Origin of the sequence: Thermococcus sp. CX2 (assembly GCF_012027555.1) — an archaeon.
Classification (GTDB): Archaea; Methanobacteriota_B; Thermococci; order Thermococcales; family Thermococcaceae; genus Thermococcus.
In genome coordinates this window covers 22,123-37,015 of the sequence record NZ_SNUQ01000002.1, presented here as the reverse complement: position 1 = coordinate 37,015, position 14,893 = coordinate 22,123, and the positions used below count along the sequence as shown (strand labels likewise).

The following is a 14,893-nucleotide window of genomic DNA, read 5'->3' as shown; positions in this document are numbered from 1 at the left end:
TTTCATGAGGGGAAAGGTTAGGGATCTTTCCTTCTTTCTTTCCCCTATGATAATTATGGTGTTCCTGTTCTACCTGATACCCCTAGTCATGACCGTTTATATTAGCATGACCCGGATGAGGAACTGGAACGTTGACAGGTATCTTACCGAGTTTGTGGGCCTCTACAACTACGATAGGCTTTTCTACATGTTCCAGCACGACCCGACCTTCAAGGCCGTTGTTCTGACCACCCTCGTCTTCGTCGGAATCACGCTCATGATAAACGTCTTTGGGGGCCTCGCCCTCGCCCTGGCGACATTCTTCATTAACGAAAAATCCGCCTCCTCATACCGTCTGCTCTGGCTCCTCCCCAGGATGTCGCCGATAGCGGTTTACAGCCTTGTCTGGTACTACTTCTTTCACGGGAGTGAAATCGGAACTCTGAACTCCGTTCTGATGCACCTCGGCCTCATTTCCGAACCCATCCCCTGGGGACAGGTCATACCCTGGGGGGCGTGGAGCATAATAATCTTCGTTAACGGCCTCGTGGGAGTAAGCTTCGGAATGATAGTCTTCACCTCAGCGCTGAACCAGATACCCCGGGAGCTGGTCGTTGCGGCGAGGGTTGACGGCGCTTCCTCGTGGCAGATATCAAGGAGGATACTAATTCCCATGATCAAGTGGCACCTGCTCTACGTCCTCACCTGGCAGTTCCTCAGCCTGCTCACCACATATCCCCACCTCTTCCTGCTCGTTCAGTGGGATCTCGTTAACAGGGACTACGGAACAACGCTGGCGCTGTACGTATTCAATACTGCCTTCGGCAGGGGTGAGCAGGACCAGGGGCTGGCAGCGGCGGCAGCGGTGATTCTCTCAATAATAGGCATAATAGGTGGCTTTGTGACTCTTAAGGTGCTCAAGTTCGAGAGGATGATGAGAAGGCCAAGGGGGGACTTCTGATGAGGGACGTTGAGGCTAGACCCAAGAGGTACGAGTGGCTAATCCTCCTCGCCCTCCTCCTTGCAAGCCTTCCCCTCATCGTCGGCTTTTCCCTCCTCATGCTGTCGAGCTTCAGCACCGAGATGGTCACAAACCTCGACCCGGGTTCCTTTCACTTCACCCTTGAAAACTGGATAAACCTCTTCCAGGGGAAGATAGCCACAACCGGCGGGATAAGGGTCAACATCTGGAGGATAACCCTCAACACCCTCATTGTGGCCCTAGGGGTTGCCGGGGTAGTCACGCTGACGAGCACGATGGCGGGCTACTCACTGTCGAGGATAGACTTTAAGGGAAGGAAGACCATGATGGTTCTCCTCCTGGTTCTCCACGCCTTTCCGGGTGTTGCCCTCATAGTCGGAGTCTACCTCCTATACCGCCTTACTTTTCCGGAGTCAACGGACTTCGTCGGGCTTTACTCCTTCCTCTACGTTATTCTCGCCCGCGCGGCCCTTGAAATCCCGATGTCAATATGGCTGATGAAGGGCTTCTTCGACACAGTCCCCTGGGAGTTTGAGTGGTCGGGGATAATCGACGGGGCATCCAGGATAACCGTCTGGAGGAAGATTATGCTCCCCCTGATAAAGCCGGGAATTCTTTCGGTGGCCCTCTTTGCCTTCCTCGCCGGCTGGCAGGACATAATCTACGTCAGGACTTTCCTGATATACCAGACGCTCGCGACGTTCATAGAGGCCAACATAGAGGCGGAGTACTCGCACATGCCCCTCATTGCCGCCGCCGGGACGTTCTACCTTCTTCCCACCATAATATTCTTCCTGACGGCCCAGAAGCTCCTCCTCCAGGGCTATTCGGGTGGAATTAAGGGATGAGGTGGTGGATATGGTCAGGATAACCCTGGAAAACATCACGAAGAAGTTCGGTGATTTCACAGCCCTTAGGGGCATAAGCCTTGAGATAGAGGACAAGGAGTTCATGGCCCTCCTCGGGCCGAGCGGAAGCGGGAAGTCGACGCTCCTCTACACGATAGCTGGAATCTATAAACCAACGAGCGGGAGGATATACTTTGACGGACGCGACATAACTGACGTCCCCCCGAAGGACAGGAACGTCGGACTCGTCTTCCAGAACTGGGCGCTCTATCCCCACATGAAGGTCTTCGACAACATCGCCTTCCCCCTTGAGCTGAGAAAGGCTCCGAAGGACGAGATCGAGCGGAAGGTGAGAGAAGTAGCCGAGATGCTCCGCATAGAGAAGCTCCTCGACAGGTATCCCTGGCAGCTGAGCGGCGGCCAGCAGCAACGCGTGGCAATAGCGAGGGCCCTCGTCAAGGAACCGGACGTCCTCCTCCTCGATGAGCCCCTCAGCAACCTCGATGCTCTCCTCAGGCTGGAGGTGAGAGCAGAGCTCAAGAGGCTCCAGAAGGAGCTGGGCATAACGGCCGTCTACGTAACCCACGACCAGGCCGAGGCTCTGGCCATGGCCGACAGGATAGCCGTGATAAGGGAGGGAAAGATACTACAGGTCGGGGACCCGGACGACGTTTATTACCGTCCCAAGTACCGCTTCGTCGGCGGTTTTCTTGGAAGCCCGCCCATGAACTTCCTCGATGCGGAGGTTGAGAATGAGCACCTCAATGTTTACGGTAATAGAATTCCGGTTCCGGCGCAGTACCGGGAGCTTGTGAAAAGGATCAACGTTGAGGAGGTTATACTCGGCTTCAGGCCCCATGATGCCGAGGTCGTTAGGGGAGAGGCCGAGGGATTAAAAGGTGCCGTTTACTCCTTTGAACCCTTGGGTAGGGAGCAGATAGTTACGGTTTCATTCAATGGGGCCCACGTTAAGGTATTCGCACCGGAGGGAGAGCACTTCCGCTTTGGGGAGGAGGTAACGGTCAGGATCAGGGAGGATAGAATTGTCCTTTTCGATAGAAAGACGGAGAAAGCCCTGGAATTCCTTGAATCTTAGCTTCTCTCTTTTCTCCATATGAGATAGGCCGTGAGACCAACCCGGAGGTTCGTCAAAACTGCCAGGAGGGCAAAGAGAGCCTTAACTTGGCCAGGAAAGAGCAGGATCATCGTTAAAAATATCCTCTCGTCCCTCTTGCCCGGTAGGTATCGAAGCGCTGGAACGACTCTGTAAGCATCCTTGCAGTAGGCCGCTTTGAAGCGCTCTGTGGAGTAGCTCACCATAACTGAGCCTAAGAGGGCCAGCAGAGCTACAAGCCACCAAACTGGTTCGCTTAGCGTTGAGTATGCGAGCAGAGCTAAAAATGCCCCGTCCACGTAGCGGTCGAGGACTGAGTCCACGTAGCCTCCAAAGCGGCTCGCCTGCATTCTCGCTCGAGCCAGCTCGCCATCAACACCGTCGAGGATTGAGCTTATCTGGTATGCTATTCCGGCTACTGCCGGATTCCAGAGGTTTAGCAGTGCTGAAAGAAGGCCGAAGAGGAACGTGAGGACTGTCATTGTGTTGGGGCTCACGAAATCAACAAGCAGGGCGCTTACCCAGGTGGAGATTTTCCTGTTGAGGTGCCTGGACACAAAGCCGTCGCCGGTACCCTTTACGGCCGCCTTGACGAGCATCCTCCTCGCGCGTTTTATGTCCTCTGGCATATCAACGTCTATCCAGTGGAGGCCGTCAATGAAGGTAACCTTCAACTTGGCCCTTTCAACGACTTCCCTCAGCTCAAAGCTTTCCTTTTCACTCGCCAGCGCTGAAGTAACCTCGAAGATGCTCTCGTCTAGCACAAAGAAGCCGGTATCAACGGCGTCCCACTCGTGGAGGTCCTTTCCGATCTTAGCAACTTTATCGCTTTCCACCCTGACCTTGGTGGCCTCTTCAACATCGGCCCATTTTGGTTCTCTGTCGGCTATTAAACCCTCTCCTTTTACAGCCGCCTCTAAGAAGGCCTCTGAATAGACGTGGTCGCTCATGACGAGGACGAACCGCCCCCTGACTTTCTCACGGGCGAGGTGAAGCGAGTAGCCGTTGCCCCGCTCCGGCTCGGAGTTGATTACTATCTCGGCGTTGAAGCCATTTCGCTCGACGAACTCTTTGTAGAGATTCGAATATTGAGTATTGGTGACGATGACAAACCTGGAAACTCCAAGCTCTTCCAGCGTTCTCATCGTTCGGTAAATTATCTCCCTGCCGGCCACCTTGAGCAGGCCCTTAGGCTTTCCGCCCATCCTGCTTCCCAGGCCAGCCGCGAGAATCACTGCTCTCTCTGGCACCACTGGCATCACCTTTTTAAGGCCTTTTAAGTTCGTCAGGATTAGAAATCCTAAGATTAAATTAACCGTGGGTGATTTAAAACTTTCGGGTGGGAGAGATGCGCGTTGCAGTGCTCTATTCCGGTGGAAAGGACTCCAACTACGCCCTCTACTGGGCCCTCAAGCAGGGGTTTGAGGTCAAATACCTCGTCTCGATGGTGAGCGAGAGGGAAGACAGCTACATGTACCACGTGCCGAATATACATCTCACAGAGCTCCAGGCGAAGGCGATAGGGATTCCCCTCGTCAAGGGCTTCACAAGCGGTGAGAAGGAGAAGGAAGTGGAAGACCTGAAGGAGGTTCTTGAGGGCCTTAGGATAGACGGCGTTGTTGCGGGGGCTTTGGCGAGCGAGTATCAAAAGAAAAGAGTGGACAGGGTTGCGGAGGAGCTTGGCCTGGAGAGCTTTGCTCCGGCGTGGCACAGAGACCCAGTCGACTATATGCGGGAGATAATTGAGATTTTTGACGTCGTCTTTGTTGGAGTCTCAGCCTACGGCCTCGACGAGAAATGGCTTGGCAGGAAAGTAGACGAGAAAGCCCTGGAAGAGCTCATCAAGATTAACGAGAAGTACGGCATCCACGTCGCTGGCGAGGGGGGCGAGTTCGAGACCTTCGTGAGGGATGCGCCGTTTTTCAAAGCTAGGGTCGTTTTCGACGAGGTAGAGAAGCGGTGGGACGAGTGCAGCTATTCTGGAACGCTGATTGTCAAGGGGGCTCATTTGGAGTGGAAGGACGCTCAGAAATGATTTGAGCTTTTCAGGGTCTGTCTTTTGTTTTCATCTGTTTTCCAAGTGCTTTGTCCCCTATAGTTTCAACACGATTAGACTAATCGTAAGAAAAGAAATTAAGCCCCATGCGAAGGTTTGGATTTTATGCAATTCTGGCTATCTCCTATTTTAAGAGTTTCTTCAGTGAAAAGTCATCCAACCAACAAGGTTTATTAAAGATCGCCCGGCTTTTAGTTGGGGGAGGGGTGTGATTGAAGTCGAGAACCTAGTTAAGAGTTTCGGCGCCACGCGCGCGGTTAGGGGAATAAGCTTCACCGTCAAAGACGGCGAGATATACGGCCTCCTCGGACCCAACGGGAGTGGAAAATCAACAACCCTGAAGATTCTCGCTGGAATAATGAAACCCACCTCCGGCAGGGTTCTGGTGGATGGTATCGACGTTGGTGAGAACCCGCTCCGTGTAAAGGAGATAACCGGCTACGTTCCGGAAACTCCAGCCCTCTACGAGAGCCTCACCCCAGTTGAGTTCTTCAACTTCATCGGCAGCGTGAGGGAGATTCCACGGGAGCAGCTTGAGGAGAGGGTAACCACCCTTGCCAGGGCTTTCGGCATCGAAAAATATCTCGGAGAGCTCATAGGTTCGCTCAGCTTTGGAACCAAACAGAAGATCTCCCTCATAAGTGCACTCCTCCACGACCCCAAGGTGCTCATCCTCGACGAGGCCATGAACGGCCTCGATCCAAGGAGCGCGAGAATCCTGAGGGAGCTCCTCATCCAGTTCAAGGACGAAGGGAGGAGCATAGTGTTTTCGACGCACGTCCTCCAGCTCGCGGAGATGCTCTGCGACCGCGTCGGGGTCATCTACAACGGCGAGATAATAGCCGAGGGGACGGTGGATGAGCTCAAAGAGTTCGCCCACGAGGAGAGCCTAGAGGATGTGTTCCTCAAGCTGACGGAGAGTCAAGATGAGGTCTTCGCAGTTGTTCAGGCCCTTAAGGAGACCCTTTAGGTGGGAGCATGCTTGAGATTGTGAGGATACTCTATAAGGAGCTTCACTATAGAAGGCTGAAGAACAACCCTCAGATAGCGAGCGATCCCAAAAAGCTCGCGAAACAGCTGAAGACCAGCGGGGATCTGGTTAGGGGCGTCATTTTCCAGTCCGCGGTCTTTCTACTTTTCGGCTTTATGATTGGGATGGCGGTTAACTCCGCCGATGACGAGTTCAAGGCGGTAGTGGTGTTCTCCACCTACGCGATGCTCCCCTTCGTGATGGCCCTCTACACGACAGCCGTCAACGCTTCCTACGCAACCTCTATGGGAATCTTCGAGCCGTTGAAACCGCTCCCCATCAAAACTGGCGCGAAGTATCTCAGCCTGCTCCTCATGGTTGACAACGTCCCGGCTTTGGTGGCTATGCTCCCAGCGGTGGCTTTCCTCACGCTCAGCTACGGCATTGTTGGCTTTCTTGGCCTGCTCTGGGTCGTCGTCGGCGCGTTCCTGGGCCATACCCTGGGGCTTGTAATCTTCTCGCTCTTCGGCCTCCGCACGAGTGTCGGCGGAAGGTTCTCGGGCCTCAAAACCCTCGCCAGGGCGATTGGGATTCTGCTCTTCATCGGTATGTTCTACGCGATAAACTATCTCCAGGCCTACGTCTCTGAGCACTACGAGGAGCTGGCGGGTCTGTTTTCCCGTTACGCCATAGCCTACCCTTTCTCCGTGACGTCTATACTGGAACCACTTACCTCGGTTCTAATGCTCCTCGGCTACGTTGCGGTGCTCGTTCCCGTTTACCTTGCGGTGATTGGAAGGCTCTGGGAGGGAATGGGCGAGGGCAGGATCGTGTCGCAGAGTGGCAGTACAGTCTTTAAGGCCAAAACGCTCCCCCCTGCGCTGGCAATTGCTGTGAAGGACTTTAAAATAGTCTTCCGGAAGAGCGCTCTCCTCGTCGGGCTAATACTTCCTATTTTCATAGTCCTCCCCACGGCTTTGAGCGTGCTGAGCGAGGGCGGAACGAGTGAGCAGGCCATTATGCCAGTTCTCTTCATGATAGCCTGGATGGGCTCCATCGGGGTCGATACGGTGCTTAAGATAGACGGACTGGCCTTTGAGGTTCTTCAAAGCCTGCCCATAACTCCCAGCCAGTTTGTCAGGGGAAAGCTGATAACGATGAACGCCGTTCCGGTATCGGCAGGTTTTCTTCTGGTTGCGGTGGCCGCTTACCTTAATCCATCCCTCGTGAGGCTCCTCCCGGCGGCTGTAGTTCTGCCCCTCATGACGTCTTCGCTGGCCATGGTCTACTTCTACCGCGGTGAGAAAGAGCTCTCCCTGCCAGAGACGAACGTGGGCGACGTTATAGTCCTCATGATACTCAACGGAATAGCCCTTGGAACAGTCAGTGCCGTCTGGTTCCTCTTCGGCTACTGGTACACGCTAGCCTTGGCCCTCGCTGGAGTTGTCGTTTTTCTGAAGGCCGTCAGCAGGTGACGTGGAATATCCCAAGGGCTCTCTTCTCTTTTCTCAGCTTTTCGAAGAGCTCGGCCGCCTCTGGCGTTGGGCTCTCGATGATTTCTTTGTCCTTGACGAGCTCTCTGCTCTCCGGTAGGAGCGAGAGCATACCCCAGAGGCCGGTCCCAACGACGAGAACGTCAAAGTCCTCTGTGAGGTACTCCCTCAGCTCCTCCGGGTCGAGCTTGTGGCTCGTGCCGTGCTTTTTCTTGCTTATCTCCTTCTTCCTGCGCTCCACCCTGCCGCTGGGGTAGACCACTATATCGTACGTGTATTCCTTCCCGTCCACGATTATCCTACCGAACTCTGGAATCTCGATCATGTCATCACCCCAGCGACAGGGCATCCTCTATAATCTTCGCGTGGTCGAAGGCGAGGGGGACTTTCTTAACTTCATCGATTGGAACAACCACGACTTCCTTTGCATCGTCCCCTGCCTTGAGCTCCCCCCTGCCGAAGGCCAAAAAGGCCACCGTCACCGTGTGTCCCCTTGGATCCCTGTTCGGGTCTGAGTAGACCCCGACAAGGCGGAGGAGCTTTACATCGAGACCGGTCTCTTCCTTTGCCTCCCTCACCGCGGCTTCCTCTACCGTTTCGCCGTACTCGACGAAGCCCCCCGGCAGGGCCAGGTGGTCCTTAAAGGGCTCGTTCTTTCTCTTCACGAGAACAATGCCCTCGCGGTATAGGATGACGAGATCAACGGTCAGGCCTATGCATCTGTGGAGCCCAACCTTTAGCTCTGGATGTTTTTCTTCGAGAAAAGCCTTGAGCTCTTCCCTTATGGGTTCCATGTCCAGCCCCTTGGGGGCCTTTACGAGGAGAACGTACCTGTCCATATCACCACCTCAGTTAAGTCCCTTTTCATCATCTTCAGCATGCTGACGTTTCATCATCGGTCGAGAATAGTTCCCGTGGGGGCTTTTATAGTTTTCAATGTTGAGAAACACCCTCACTTTTCTCGACTTTCACCCTCCTCGCCAGCTCGCCCACCTCTTCCATGGAGAAATCAAAGCTCCTCCTCTCCAGGAACAGCCCCGTGAAAGCGTTTGCCCTCTTGAGAGCCTGGATGAAGGGGCAGCTCTTGTAGAAGTAGCTGAAGGAAGCGAGGAAGACGTCCCCGGCTCCAGTGGATTCCTCCACGTCAAACTCAACCGGTCTGTAGGTGTATTCTTCACCCCTCAGGTAAGCCCTTCCGGGCTCTGGTCCGTTGGAAGCCAGCAAAACCTCAACGTCTTTTGGCTGGAGACTTTTCAGGTAGGGAATCTCAGAGATGTCCGCGTGGAGAACCTTAATGCCTTTGAGGAAAGAGGCATCAATGGAAATGAGCTTGACCTCCCCGATTTGGGGGGCCCTTATGAACCCCTGGACGTCTGCTACTAGGAAGTCCGCCCTTTCCTTGAACGCTTCAACGGTTTCTGGAGGAATCTCGTTGGCAACGGGATTGAGTATTACGATGTCATAGCGGTTGTGAGGAACTTCGGTTATCGGCTCGGCCCTACCGAGGAGCCTCAGCGTCCTCGTGTTCCCGTCCGAATAGCGGAGCTCGTAGGTGGTGCTTTTCTCTGAGGGGATGGCCTTTACTTTTATTCCCCTCTCCCTGAGGCCGTCCAGCCATTCTCCCGGGAAATCTCTGCCCACACTGGTTAGTATCTCGACCTCGCAGAAATTTGCCAGCGCGAGCGCGGAGTAATAGGCACCGCCCCCGATTCGCCGTTCGTTGGTTGAACCCTTGGCTATGATGTCAACTGTGAGATGACCCACGAGAAGGCACTTCATTTGACCCCGCCTAACTTTAAATATAAAGAGCGCCTTAAATAAAAACCTTTTGGAAATTCGCCGAAAAGTTTATAAACCTAAAAGCGAAAAGCTTAAAAGGATGTTCCTTTTGGGGTGGGGCTATGAAGCGCCTAGGCAAGGTTTCTCACTACGCGAAGCAGGGGTTTTTAATTCTGCGCACTGACTGGGTTCCCTCGCTCAACGAGCCCGTGGTGGATAAGAAGCTTACGGTGGTTGGGGTAGTGAAGGATGTTTTTGGGCCTGTTGAGAGGCCCTACGTAGCTGTTAAACCTCGTGTCAGGAACCCCGAGGATTACGTCGGGGCTCTGCTCTACGTCGATACCAAACGCAAGAAGGCCAAGACGAATCACGGAAAGAAGAGAAAGCCCTCCAAGGCTGGGAAGAAAAGACGCCCTGCCCCCAGAAAGAGGGGGTGAGAGCTTTTGGCTGATAAGAATGTTTGTCCCATTTGTGGCTCCGATAAGCTGTTCTACGATCCGCGGAGAGGCGAAATCGTCTGTTCTGTCTGCGGTTACGTCGTTCAGCAGAACGTCATTGATGAGGGCCCCGAATGGCGCGCCTTTGACCCCGACCAGAGGGCGAAGCGCGCCAGGACCGGTGCGCCCATGACGTTGATGATCCACGATAAGGGCCTCTCCACGGATATAGACTGGCGCGACAGGGACATTCACGGCAACCAGATTACGGGAATGTACCGCACCAAGATGCGCCGGCTGAGGATGTGGCAGCGCAGGATGAGGATAAACGACGCCGCCGAGCGTAACCTGGCATTCGCCCTGAGCGAGCTCGACAGGATGGCGGCCCAGATGATGCTGCCGAGGCGCGTTAAGGAGGTCGCCGCCTCGCTCTACAGGAAGGCCGTCATGAAGAAGCTCATCCGCGGAAGGTCAATCGAGGGAATGGTTTCAGCCGCCCTCTACGCCGCCTGCAGGATAGAGGGCATTCCGCGGACGCTCGATGAGATAGCGGCTGTTTCCAAGGTTACAAAGAAGGAAATAGGCAGGAGCTACCGCTTCCTCGCGAGGGGCCTCAGCCTGAACCTCAGGCCGACCAGTCCAGTAGAGTACGTCGACCGCTTCGGCGATGCCCTCGGCGTGAGCCAGAGAACTAAAAAGCGCGCCAAGGAGATACTCCAGGAGGCCATCAGGAGAGGCATAACCAGCGGAAAGGGGCCAACAGGTTTGGCAGCGGCTGCTTTATACGTCGCCTCCCTGCTGGAGGGGGAGAAGAAGACTCAGCGAGAAGTGGCGGAGGTTGCTCACGTCACGGAGGTCACTGTTAGAAACCGCTACAAGGAGCTCGTCGAGAAGCTCGGCATAAACGTCCCCATCTGAGGGATAACCATGCTCGTGGCAGTGATTAGCGACACACATTACGGCAATAAAACAAAAAACCTTCCCTCCCTTCTTTTCCAGCATCTTGAAAAGAAACGCCCAGGCCTTATATTACACGCCGGAGATGTTACCTCTCCGGAGCTCCTTGAGAGGCTCGAAGAGTTTGCCCCGGTAGTGGCGGTCAGAGGCAACGTAGACCACCTGCACCTGCCTGAAGAACAGGTTATCGAGGTCGAAGGCCTCAAAATCGGCGTACTCCATGGTCATCAGTTCGTGGTCATGAACGCCCAGACGCTCACCTACAAGGCCCTCGACATGGGCGTTGACGTTCTCGTTTTTGGCCATACTCATAGGTATTACTACGATACATACTCCGTTCATGGCCAGAGGGTTGTTCTTCTTAACCCGGGCTCGCCGACCTTTCCGAGGATGGACTCCGCAGGGTTCGCTTTTCTAAAAGTGGGCAGTACAAACATCTCAGTCGAGCGCGTTAACTTCTGGTAGAACAGCGGAAAATCAAGAGAAAAGAAAGGCCATCAGGCCTTGATAGCGAGCTTGATGTCCTCGGCCTTGACGGTCTTCCTGCCGGCGTGGTGGGCAAGGTCGACCGCCTTCTTGGCGATCTCAAGGGCCTTCTCCTCGAGGTGCTCGGCGAGGAGCTTGGCAGCGTCCTCGCTGACGCGGGCAGCGCCAGCCTTCCTTATCAACCTGTCAACTGGGGCAATTGGCAACTCAGCCATTTTCCCAACCTCCTAAACATTGTTTTGCAGATGTCTGCGTTTTATTTTAAGAACAAAGTGCTATATAAACTTTTCGGAAATGGGGCATTCTGGGGGCGATAATTGGCTATTTTTCAGTAAGGTGTTGAGAAATTAAGCAGCGTTGGGTCCTTGACTTATGAACAGCCCGACACTAACTTTAGAACGAAGTTTGAAAAATCGTTTTTAGGTCCTTAAATCCAGTTTGCAACCTTATTATTGTCTTGATTTCCCAAACGGAGACGGGAGTTTGAAGCGTTGACGAAGAAAAAGCGTCTCTAATACTCACATAGAGACAGTGATGTCCAGGAATTGGACCACAGCATTTTTATAGGGAGTGATGCAATCTTTGGTTTACTGAGGAGGTGAAAGCATGGTGGAGAAGTTTGAGATATACGACATATATGTGGACAAGGAGTATGAGCCGAATCTCAAGAGAGATTTGATAGCCGTTTTCAGAATAACTCCGGCCGAGGGCTTCAGCATTGAGGATGCCGCTGGGGCAGTTGCCGCCGAGAGCTCGACCGGAACCTGGACGAGCCTCTACCAGTGGTACGAGAAGGAAAGATGGGACGACATGTCTGCCAAGGCCTATCACTTTACAGACATGGGCGACGGCTCGTGGGTTGTTAGAATCGCCTATCCCGTTCACCTGTTCGAGGAGTGGAACATGCCGGGAATGCTCGCTTCCGTTGCCGGCAACGTCTTTGGAATGAAGCGTGTCAAGGGCCTCCGCCTGGAGGACATCTACCTGCCCGAGAAGTTCCTCAGGGAGTTCGATGGACCTGCCTTTGGAAAGGAGGGCGTTAAGGAGATTTTCGGAGTTAATGACAGGCCAATAGTCGGAACCGTTCCGAAGCCCAAGGTAGGCTATTCGCCGGAGGAGCTCGAGAAGCTCGCCTACGACCTTCTCAGCGGGGGAATGGACTACATCAAGGATGATGAGAACCTAACGAGCCCCTGGTACAACCGCTTTGAGGACAGGGCCGAGGTCATCATGAGGGTCATCGACAAAGTTGAGAGCGAGACTGGAGAGAAGAAGAGCTGGTTTGCCAACATTACCGCCGACATCAGGGAAATGGAGCGCAGACTGGAAATCCTCGCCGATTACGGCAACCCGCATGCCATGGTGGATGTTGTCGTTACCGGCTGGGGAGCCCTTGAGTACATCCGCGATTTGGCCGAGGACTACGGCATAGCCCTGCACGCCCACAGAGCTATGCACGCGACCTTCACCAGGAACCCCTACCACGGCATCTCGATGTTCGTTCTGGCTAAGCTCTACAGGGTCATAGGCCTTGACCAGCTCCACGTCGGCACCGCTGGAGCAGGAAAGCTCGAGGGCGGCAAGTGGGAGGTCATACAGTACGCCAGGATATTCAGGGAGGAGCACTACGTCCCGGATGAGAACGACGTCTTCCACCTGGAGCAGAAGTTCTACCACATCAAACCGGCCATGCCCGTCAGCTCGGGTGGCCTTCACCCCGGCAACATTGAGCCCGTCATAGATGCCCTCGGAAAGGACATCGTCCTGCAGATAGGCGGCGGAACCCTCGGACACCCTGACGGACCGAAGGCTGGAGCAATGGCCGTCAGGCAGGCGCTGAATGCCATCATGCAGGGCATCCCGCTCGACGAGTACGCCAAGACCCACAAGGAGCTTGCGAGGGCCCTCGAGAAGTGGGGCCACGTCACGCCAGTTTGACCGTTTTTCCCTTCTTCCTTTGTCTTTTGTTCAACTTTTCTTCCGCAGTCCATTTAACTCCCAAATCCCGTTCCATATCTGGTGGGAGAAAGTGCATCCAGAGGGATTTCTTGAGGTCATAACCGGGCCGATGTTTGCGGGCAAGACAACTGAGCTGATTAAGCGCATAGAACGCCAGATGTTTGCAAAAAGAAAGGCGGCGCTCTTCAAACCTGCCATAGACAACAGGTACAGCGAGGATGAGGTGGTTGCACATAACGGGCTGCGCTACGAGGCCTTTGTCATACCGACGGACGAGGAGGGTGTGAGAAAGATAGAGGAAATAACCAAGAGGGAGGGCTTCGAGGTCATAGGAATCGACGAGGTGCAGTTCTTTCCGATGAGCATCGTTGAAACGCTCAACCGGCTTGCCGATGATGGGGTTTACGTCATAGCGAGCGGCCTGAACCTCGACTTCAAGGGAGACCCGTTCCCTGTAACCAGGGAGCTTCTCGTTAGGGCCGACAATATAGTCTACCTCACCGCCGTCTGCACCGTCTGTGGAAGACCAGCAACCAGGAGTCAGAGGCTCATCGATGGAAAGCCTGCTCCCAGGGATTCCCCGGTAATTCTCGTTGGAGGGAGGGAGAGCTACGAGGCGAGGTGCAGGCTCCATCACGAGGTGCCTTAGCTCGTCAGCACTTTGCTCCAGGTGTTGATGTCCTTGAGTCCGTGGCCGGTTGCGATGATGACTACGCTTTCGCCTTTGTCTATTATTCCCTCTTCTCTCATCTTCTGGGCAAGGGCTAGGGAGGTTGCGGATGATGGCTCAACAAAGAGGCCCTCCTTTCCGAGGAGAAGGCCAGCCGCGGCTGTTTCTTCATTGGTAACTGTATCGAGGTATCCGTTGCTCTCCTTTACTGCCTTGAGAACGTTTTCTCCATCAACCGGGGCCTTGACGGCTATTGCACTGGCGATGGTTGGGACCTTTTTTGTTATCTTCTCAATTGATTTGCCGGTCTTCCAGGCCCTAACTATTGCGTCGTAGCCCTCAATTTGGACGCCCGCTATCCTCGGAAGCTCACTGATGAGGCCGACCCGATAAAACTCTTTTAGGCCCTTCCAGATTGCTCTGAGGTGTGTTCCGGCTCCGATGGGCACTACTATCCAGTCCGGGACGTTGAAGTGGAGCTGGTCAATGATTTCGAAGCCCGTCGTCTTCTGTCCCTCGACGCGGTAGTGGTAGTTGCCGGTCAGGTAGTAGCCCTCCTCAAGCGCCTTTCTCTCTGCCTCTGCCAGCGCTTCATCGTACGTCTTTCCGAAAACCTCAACGCTTGCTCCGTACACCTTGGCCTGGACGAGCTTGCCCTCTGGGGTCCCCTCGGGAACTACTATCGTGACTTTGAGGCCGGCTTTTGCCCCGTATGCACTTATTGACGCCGCCATGTTGCCGGTTGAAGCTACTATCACTTTCTGCGCGTGAAACTCGAGGGCCTTTGTGATTTCTACGCTTGAGCCCCTGTCTTTAAAGGCCCCGGTTGGATTTTCGCCTTCGTTCTTGATGTAAAGCCTCGTGATGCCTATTTTCTCCTCGAGCCTCTTTGCCCTGTAGAGTCTCGTACCGCCTTCATTGAGCGTAACTGCTTTTTTAAGATTGGAAACGGGCAGGAACATCCAGTACTTCCAGACGTGCGGGTGTTCCCGGAACCAGGGGTCGTTGTCCTGGATGATGTCGGCTATATCATCGTAGTGATAGCAAACATCCAGAGGCGAGCCGCATTTGGGGCACTTGTAGATACCGGAGGCGAGGGGATAAGGTTCACCGCATTTTGTGCAGACCAGTTTTGCCGCGAACATTGGGATCACCGAAGTTAC

At 54.3% G+C, this 14,893-nt stretch carries 17 protein-coding genes; 11 read left to right on the top strand and 6 right to left on the bottom strand.

The genetic code is table 11. The features are described from left to right. Nucleotides 1–4: 4 nt before the first annotated feature. From E3E23_RS04385 to E3E23_RS04375, 3 genes are read left to right on the top strand one after another with little or no spacing between them, the layout of a single operon-like run. Entirely contained in the window at nt 5–940 is a 936-nt protein-coding gene (locus tag E3E23_RS04385; protein WP_167899421.1) for a carbohydrate ABC transporter permease, read from the top strand. After that, nucleotides 940–1,809, top strand: a complete 870-nt coding sequence (locus E3E23_RS04380; RefSeq protein WP_167731523.1) for a carbohydrate ABC transporter permease — start codon at nt 940–942, stop codon at nt 1,807–1,809. Before E3E23_RS04385 ends, E3E23_RS04380 begins: the two co-directional genes overlap by 1 nt. Nucleotides 1,810–1,819: 10 nt before the next feature. Beyond that, a complete protein-coding gene (locus tag E3E23_RS04375) occupies nt 1,820–2,905 on the top strand; it encodes an ABC transporter ATP-binding protein (protein ID WP_167906764.1) in 1,086 nt (361 codons plus the stop codon). Here the strand turns inward: E3E23_RS04375 and E3E23_RS04370 are convergent. Beyond that, entirely contained in the window at nt 2,902–4,176 is a 1,275-nt protein-coding gene (locus tag E3E23_RS04370) for a bifunctional L-myo-inositol-1-phosphate cytidylyltransferase/CDP-L-myo-inositol myo-inositolphosphotransferase (protein ID WP_167907419.1), read from the bottom strand. The two genes, E3E23_RS04375 and E3E23_RS04370, sit on opposite strands and share 4 nt — an antisense overlap. Nucleotides 4,177–4,271: 95 nt before the next feature. Here E3E23_RS04370 and E3E23_RS04365 point away from each other — a divergent pair, with 95 nt between their 5' ends. The 3 genes from E3E23_RS04365 to E3E23_RS04355 all read left to right on the top strand — a co-directional run bounded on the left by E3E23_RS04365 (nt 4,272) and on the right by E3E23_RS04355 (nt 7,424). Continuing rightward, on the top strand, nt 4,272–4,958 hold the full coding sequence (locus E3E23_RS04365; RefSeq protein ID WP_167906763.1) for a TIGR00289 family protein: 687 nt from the start codon (nt 4,272–4,274) through the stop codon (nt 4,956–4,958). A 229-nt stretch (nt 4,959–5,187) separates the two neighbouring features. Further along, complete coding sequence (locus tag E3E23_RS04360) at nt 5,188–5,949, top strand: ABC transporter ATP-binding protein (RefSeq protein WP_167906761.1); 762 nt, start codon at nt 5,188–5,190, stop codon at nt 5,947–5,949. Nucleotides 5,950–5,957: 8 nt separating this feature from the next. Continuing rightward, nucleotides 5,958–7,424 (top strand): hypothetical protein, encoded by a 1,467-nt coding sequence (locus tag E3E23_RS04355; RefSeq protein WP_167906760.1) that lies wholly within the window; start codon nt 5,958–5,960, stop codon nt 7,422–7,424. On the opposite strand, the gene E3E23_RS04350 is transcribed toward E3E23_RS04355, so the two are convergent. The 3 genes from E3E23_RS04350 to E3E23_RS04340 all read right to left on the bottom strand — a co-directional run bounded on the left by E3E23_RS04350 (nt 7,414) and on the right by E3E23_RS04340 (nt 9,221). Then, complete coding sequence (locus E3E23_RS04350; protein ID WP_167906758.1) at nt 7,414–7,767, bottom strand: Mth938-like domain-containing protein; 354 nt, start codon at nt 7,765–7,767, stop codon at nt 7,414–7,416. The genes E3E23_RS04355 and E3E23_RS04350 overlap by 11 nt on opposite strands. A gap of 4 nt (nt 7,768–7,771) precedes the next feature. Further along, nucleotides 7,772–8,281 (bottom strand): NUDIX hydrolase, encoded by a 510-nt coding sequence (locus E3E23_RS04345; protein WP_167906756.1) that lies wholly within the window; start codon nt 8,279–8,281, stop codon nt 7,772–7,774. A gap of 94 nt (nt 8,282–8,375) precedes the next feature. Then, entirely contained in the window at nt 8,376–9,221 is an 846-nt protein-coding gene (locus E3E23_RS04340; protein ID WP_167906754.1) for a PfkB family carbohydrate kinase, read from the bottom strand. Nucleotides 9,222–9,343: 122 nt separating this feature from the next. On the opposite strand from E3E23_RS04340, the gene E3E23_RS04335 reads away from it, so the two are divergent. The 3 genes from E3E23_RS04335 to E3E23_RS04325 are packed head-to-tail and all read left to right on the top strand — an operon-like array spanning nt 9,344 to nt 11,080. Further along, nucleotides 9,344–9,658 (top strand): Gar1/Naf1 family protein, encoded by a 315-nt coding sequence (locus tag E3E23_RS04335; RefSeq protein WP_167906752.1) that lies wholly within the window; start codon nt 9,344–9,346, stop codon nt 9,656–9,658. 6 nt (nt 9,659–9,664) lie between these two features. Next, entirely contained in the window at nt 9,665–10,576 is a 912-nt protein-coding gene (locus E3E23_RS04330; RefSeq protein ID WP_167906750.1) for a transcription initiation factor IIB, read from the top strand. A gap of 9 nt (nt 10,577–10,585) precedes the next feature. Next, the gene (locus E3E23_RS04325; RefSeq protein WP_167906748.1) at nt 10,586–11,080 is read left to right on the top strand and encodes a metallophosphoesterase; all 495 of its coding nucleotides are present in this window, start codon (nt 10,586–10,588) and stop codon (nt 11,078–11,080) included. 32 nt (nt 11,081–11,112) lie between these two features. Here E3E23_RS04325 and hpkB read toward each other — a convergent pair whose 3' ends face one another. After that, nucleotides 11,113–11,316, bottom strand: a complete 204-nt coding sequence (gene hpkB, locus E3E23_RS04320) for an archaeal histone HpkB (protein ID WP_012572195.1) — start codon at nt 11,314–11,316, stop codon at nt 11,113–11,115. Nucleotides 11,317–11,707: 391 nt separating this feature from the next. On the opposite strand from hpkB, the gene rbcL reads away from it, so the two are divergent. Together rbcL and E3E23_RS04310 are read left to right on the top strand one after the other, a co-directional pair. Then, entirely contained in the window at nt 11,708–13,039 is a 1,332-nt protein-coding gene (gene rbcL / locus E3E23_RS04315; RefSeq protein ID WP_167906746.1) for a type III ribulose-bisphosphate carboxylase, read from the top strand. Nucleotides 13,040–13,130: 91 nt separating this feature from the next. After that, nucleotides 13,131–13,709, top strand: coding sequence for a thymidine kinase (locus E3E23_RS04310; protein ID WP_167906744.1), 579 nt, complete (start codon nt 13,131–13,133; stop codon nt 13,707–13,709). Here the strand turns inward: E3E23_RS04310 and thrC are convergent. Further along, entirely contained in the window at nt 13,706–14,875 is a 1,170-nt protein-coding gene (gene thrC / locus E3E23_RS04305; RefSeq protein ID WP_167907418.1) for a threonine synthase, read from the bottom strand. The two genes, E3E23_RS04310 and thrC, sit on opposite strands and share 4 nt — an antisense overlap. Nucleotides 14,876–14,893 lie beyond the last annotated feature (18 nt).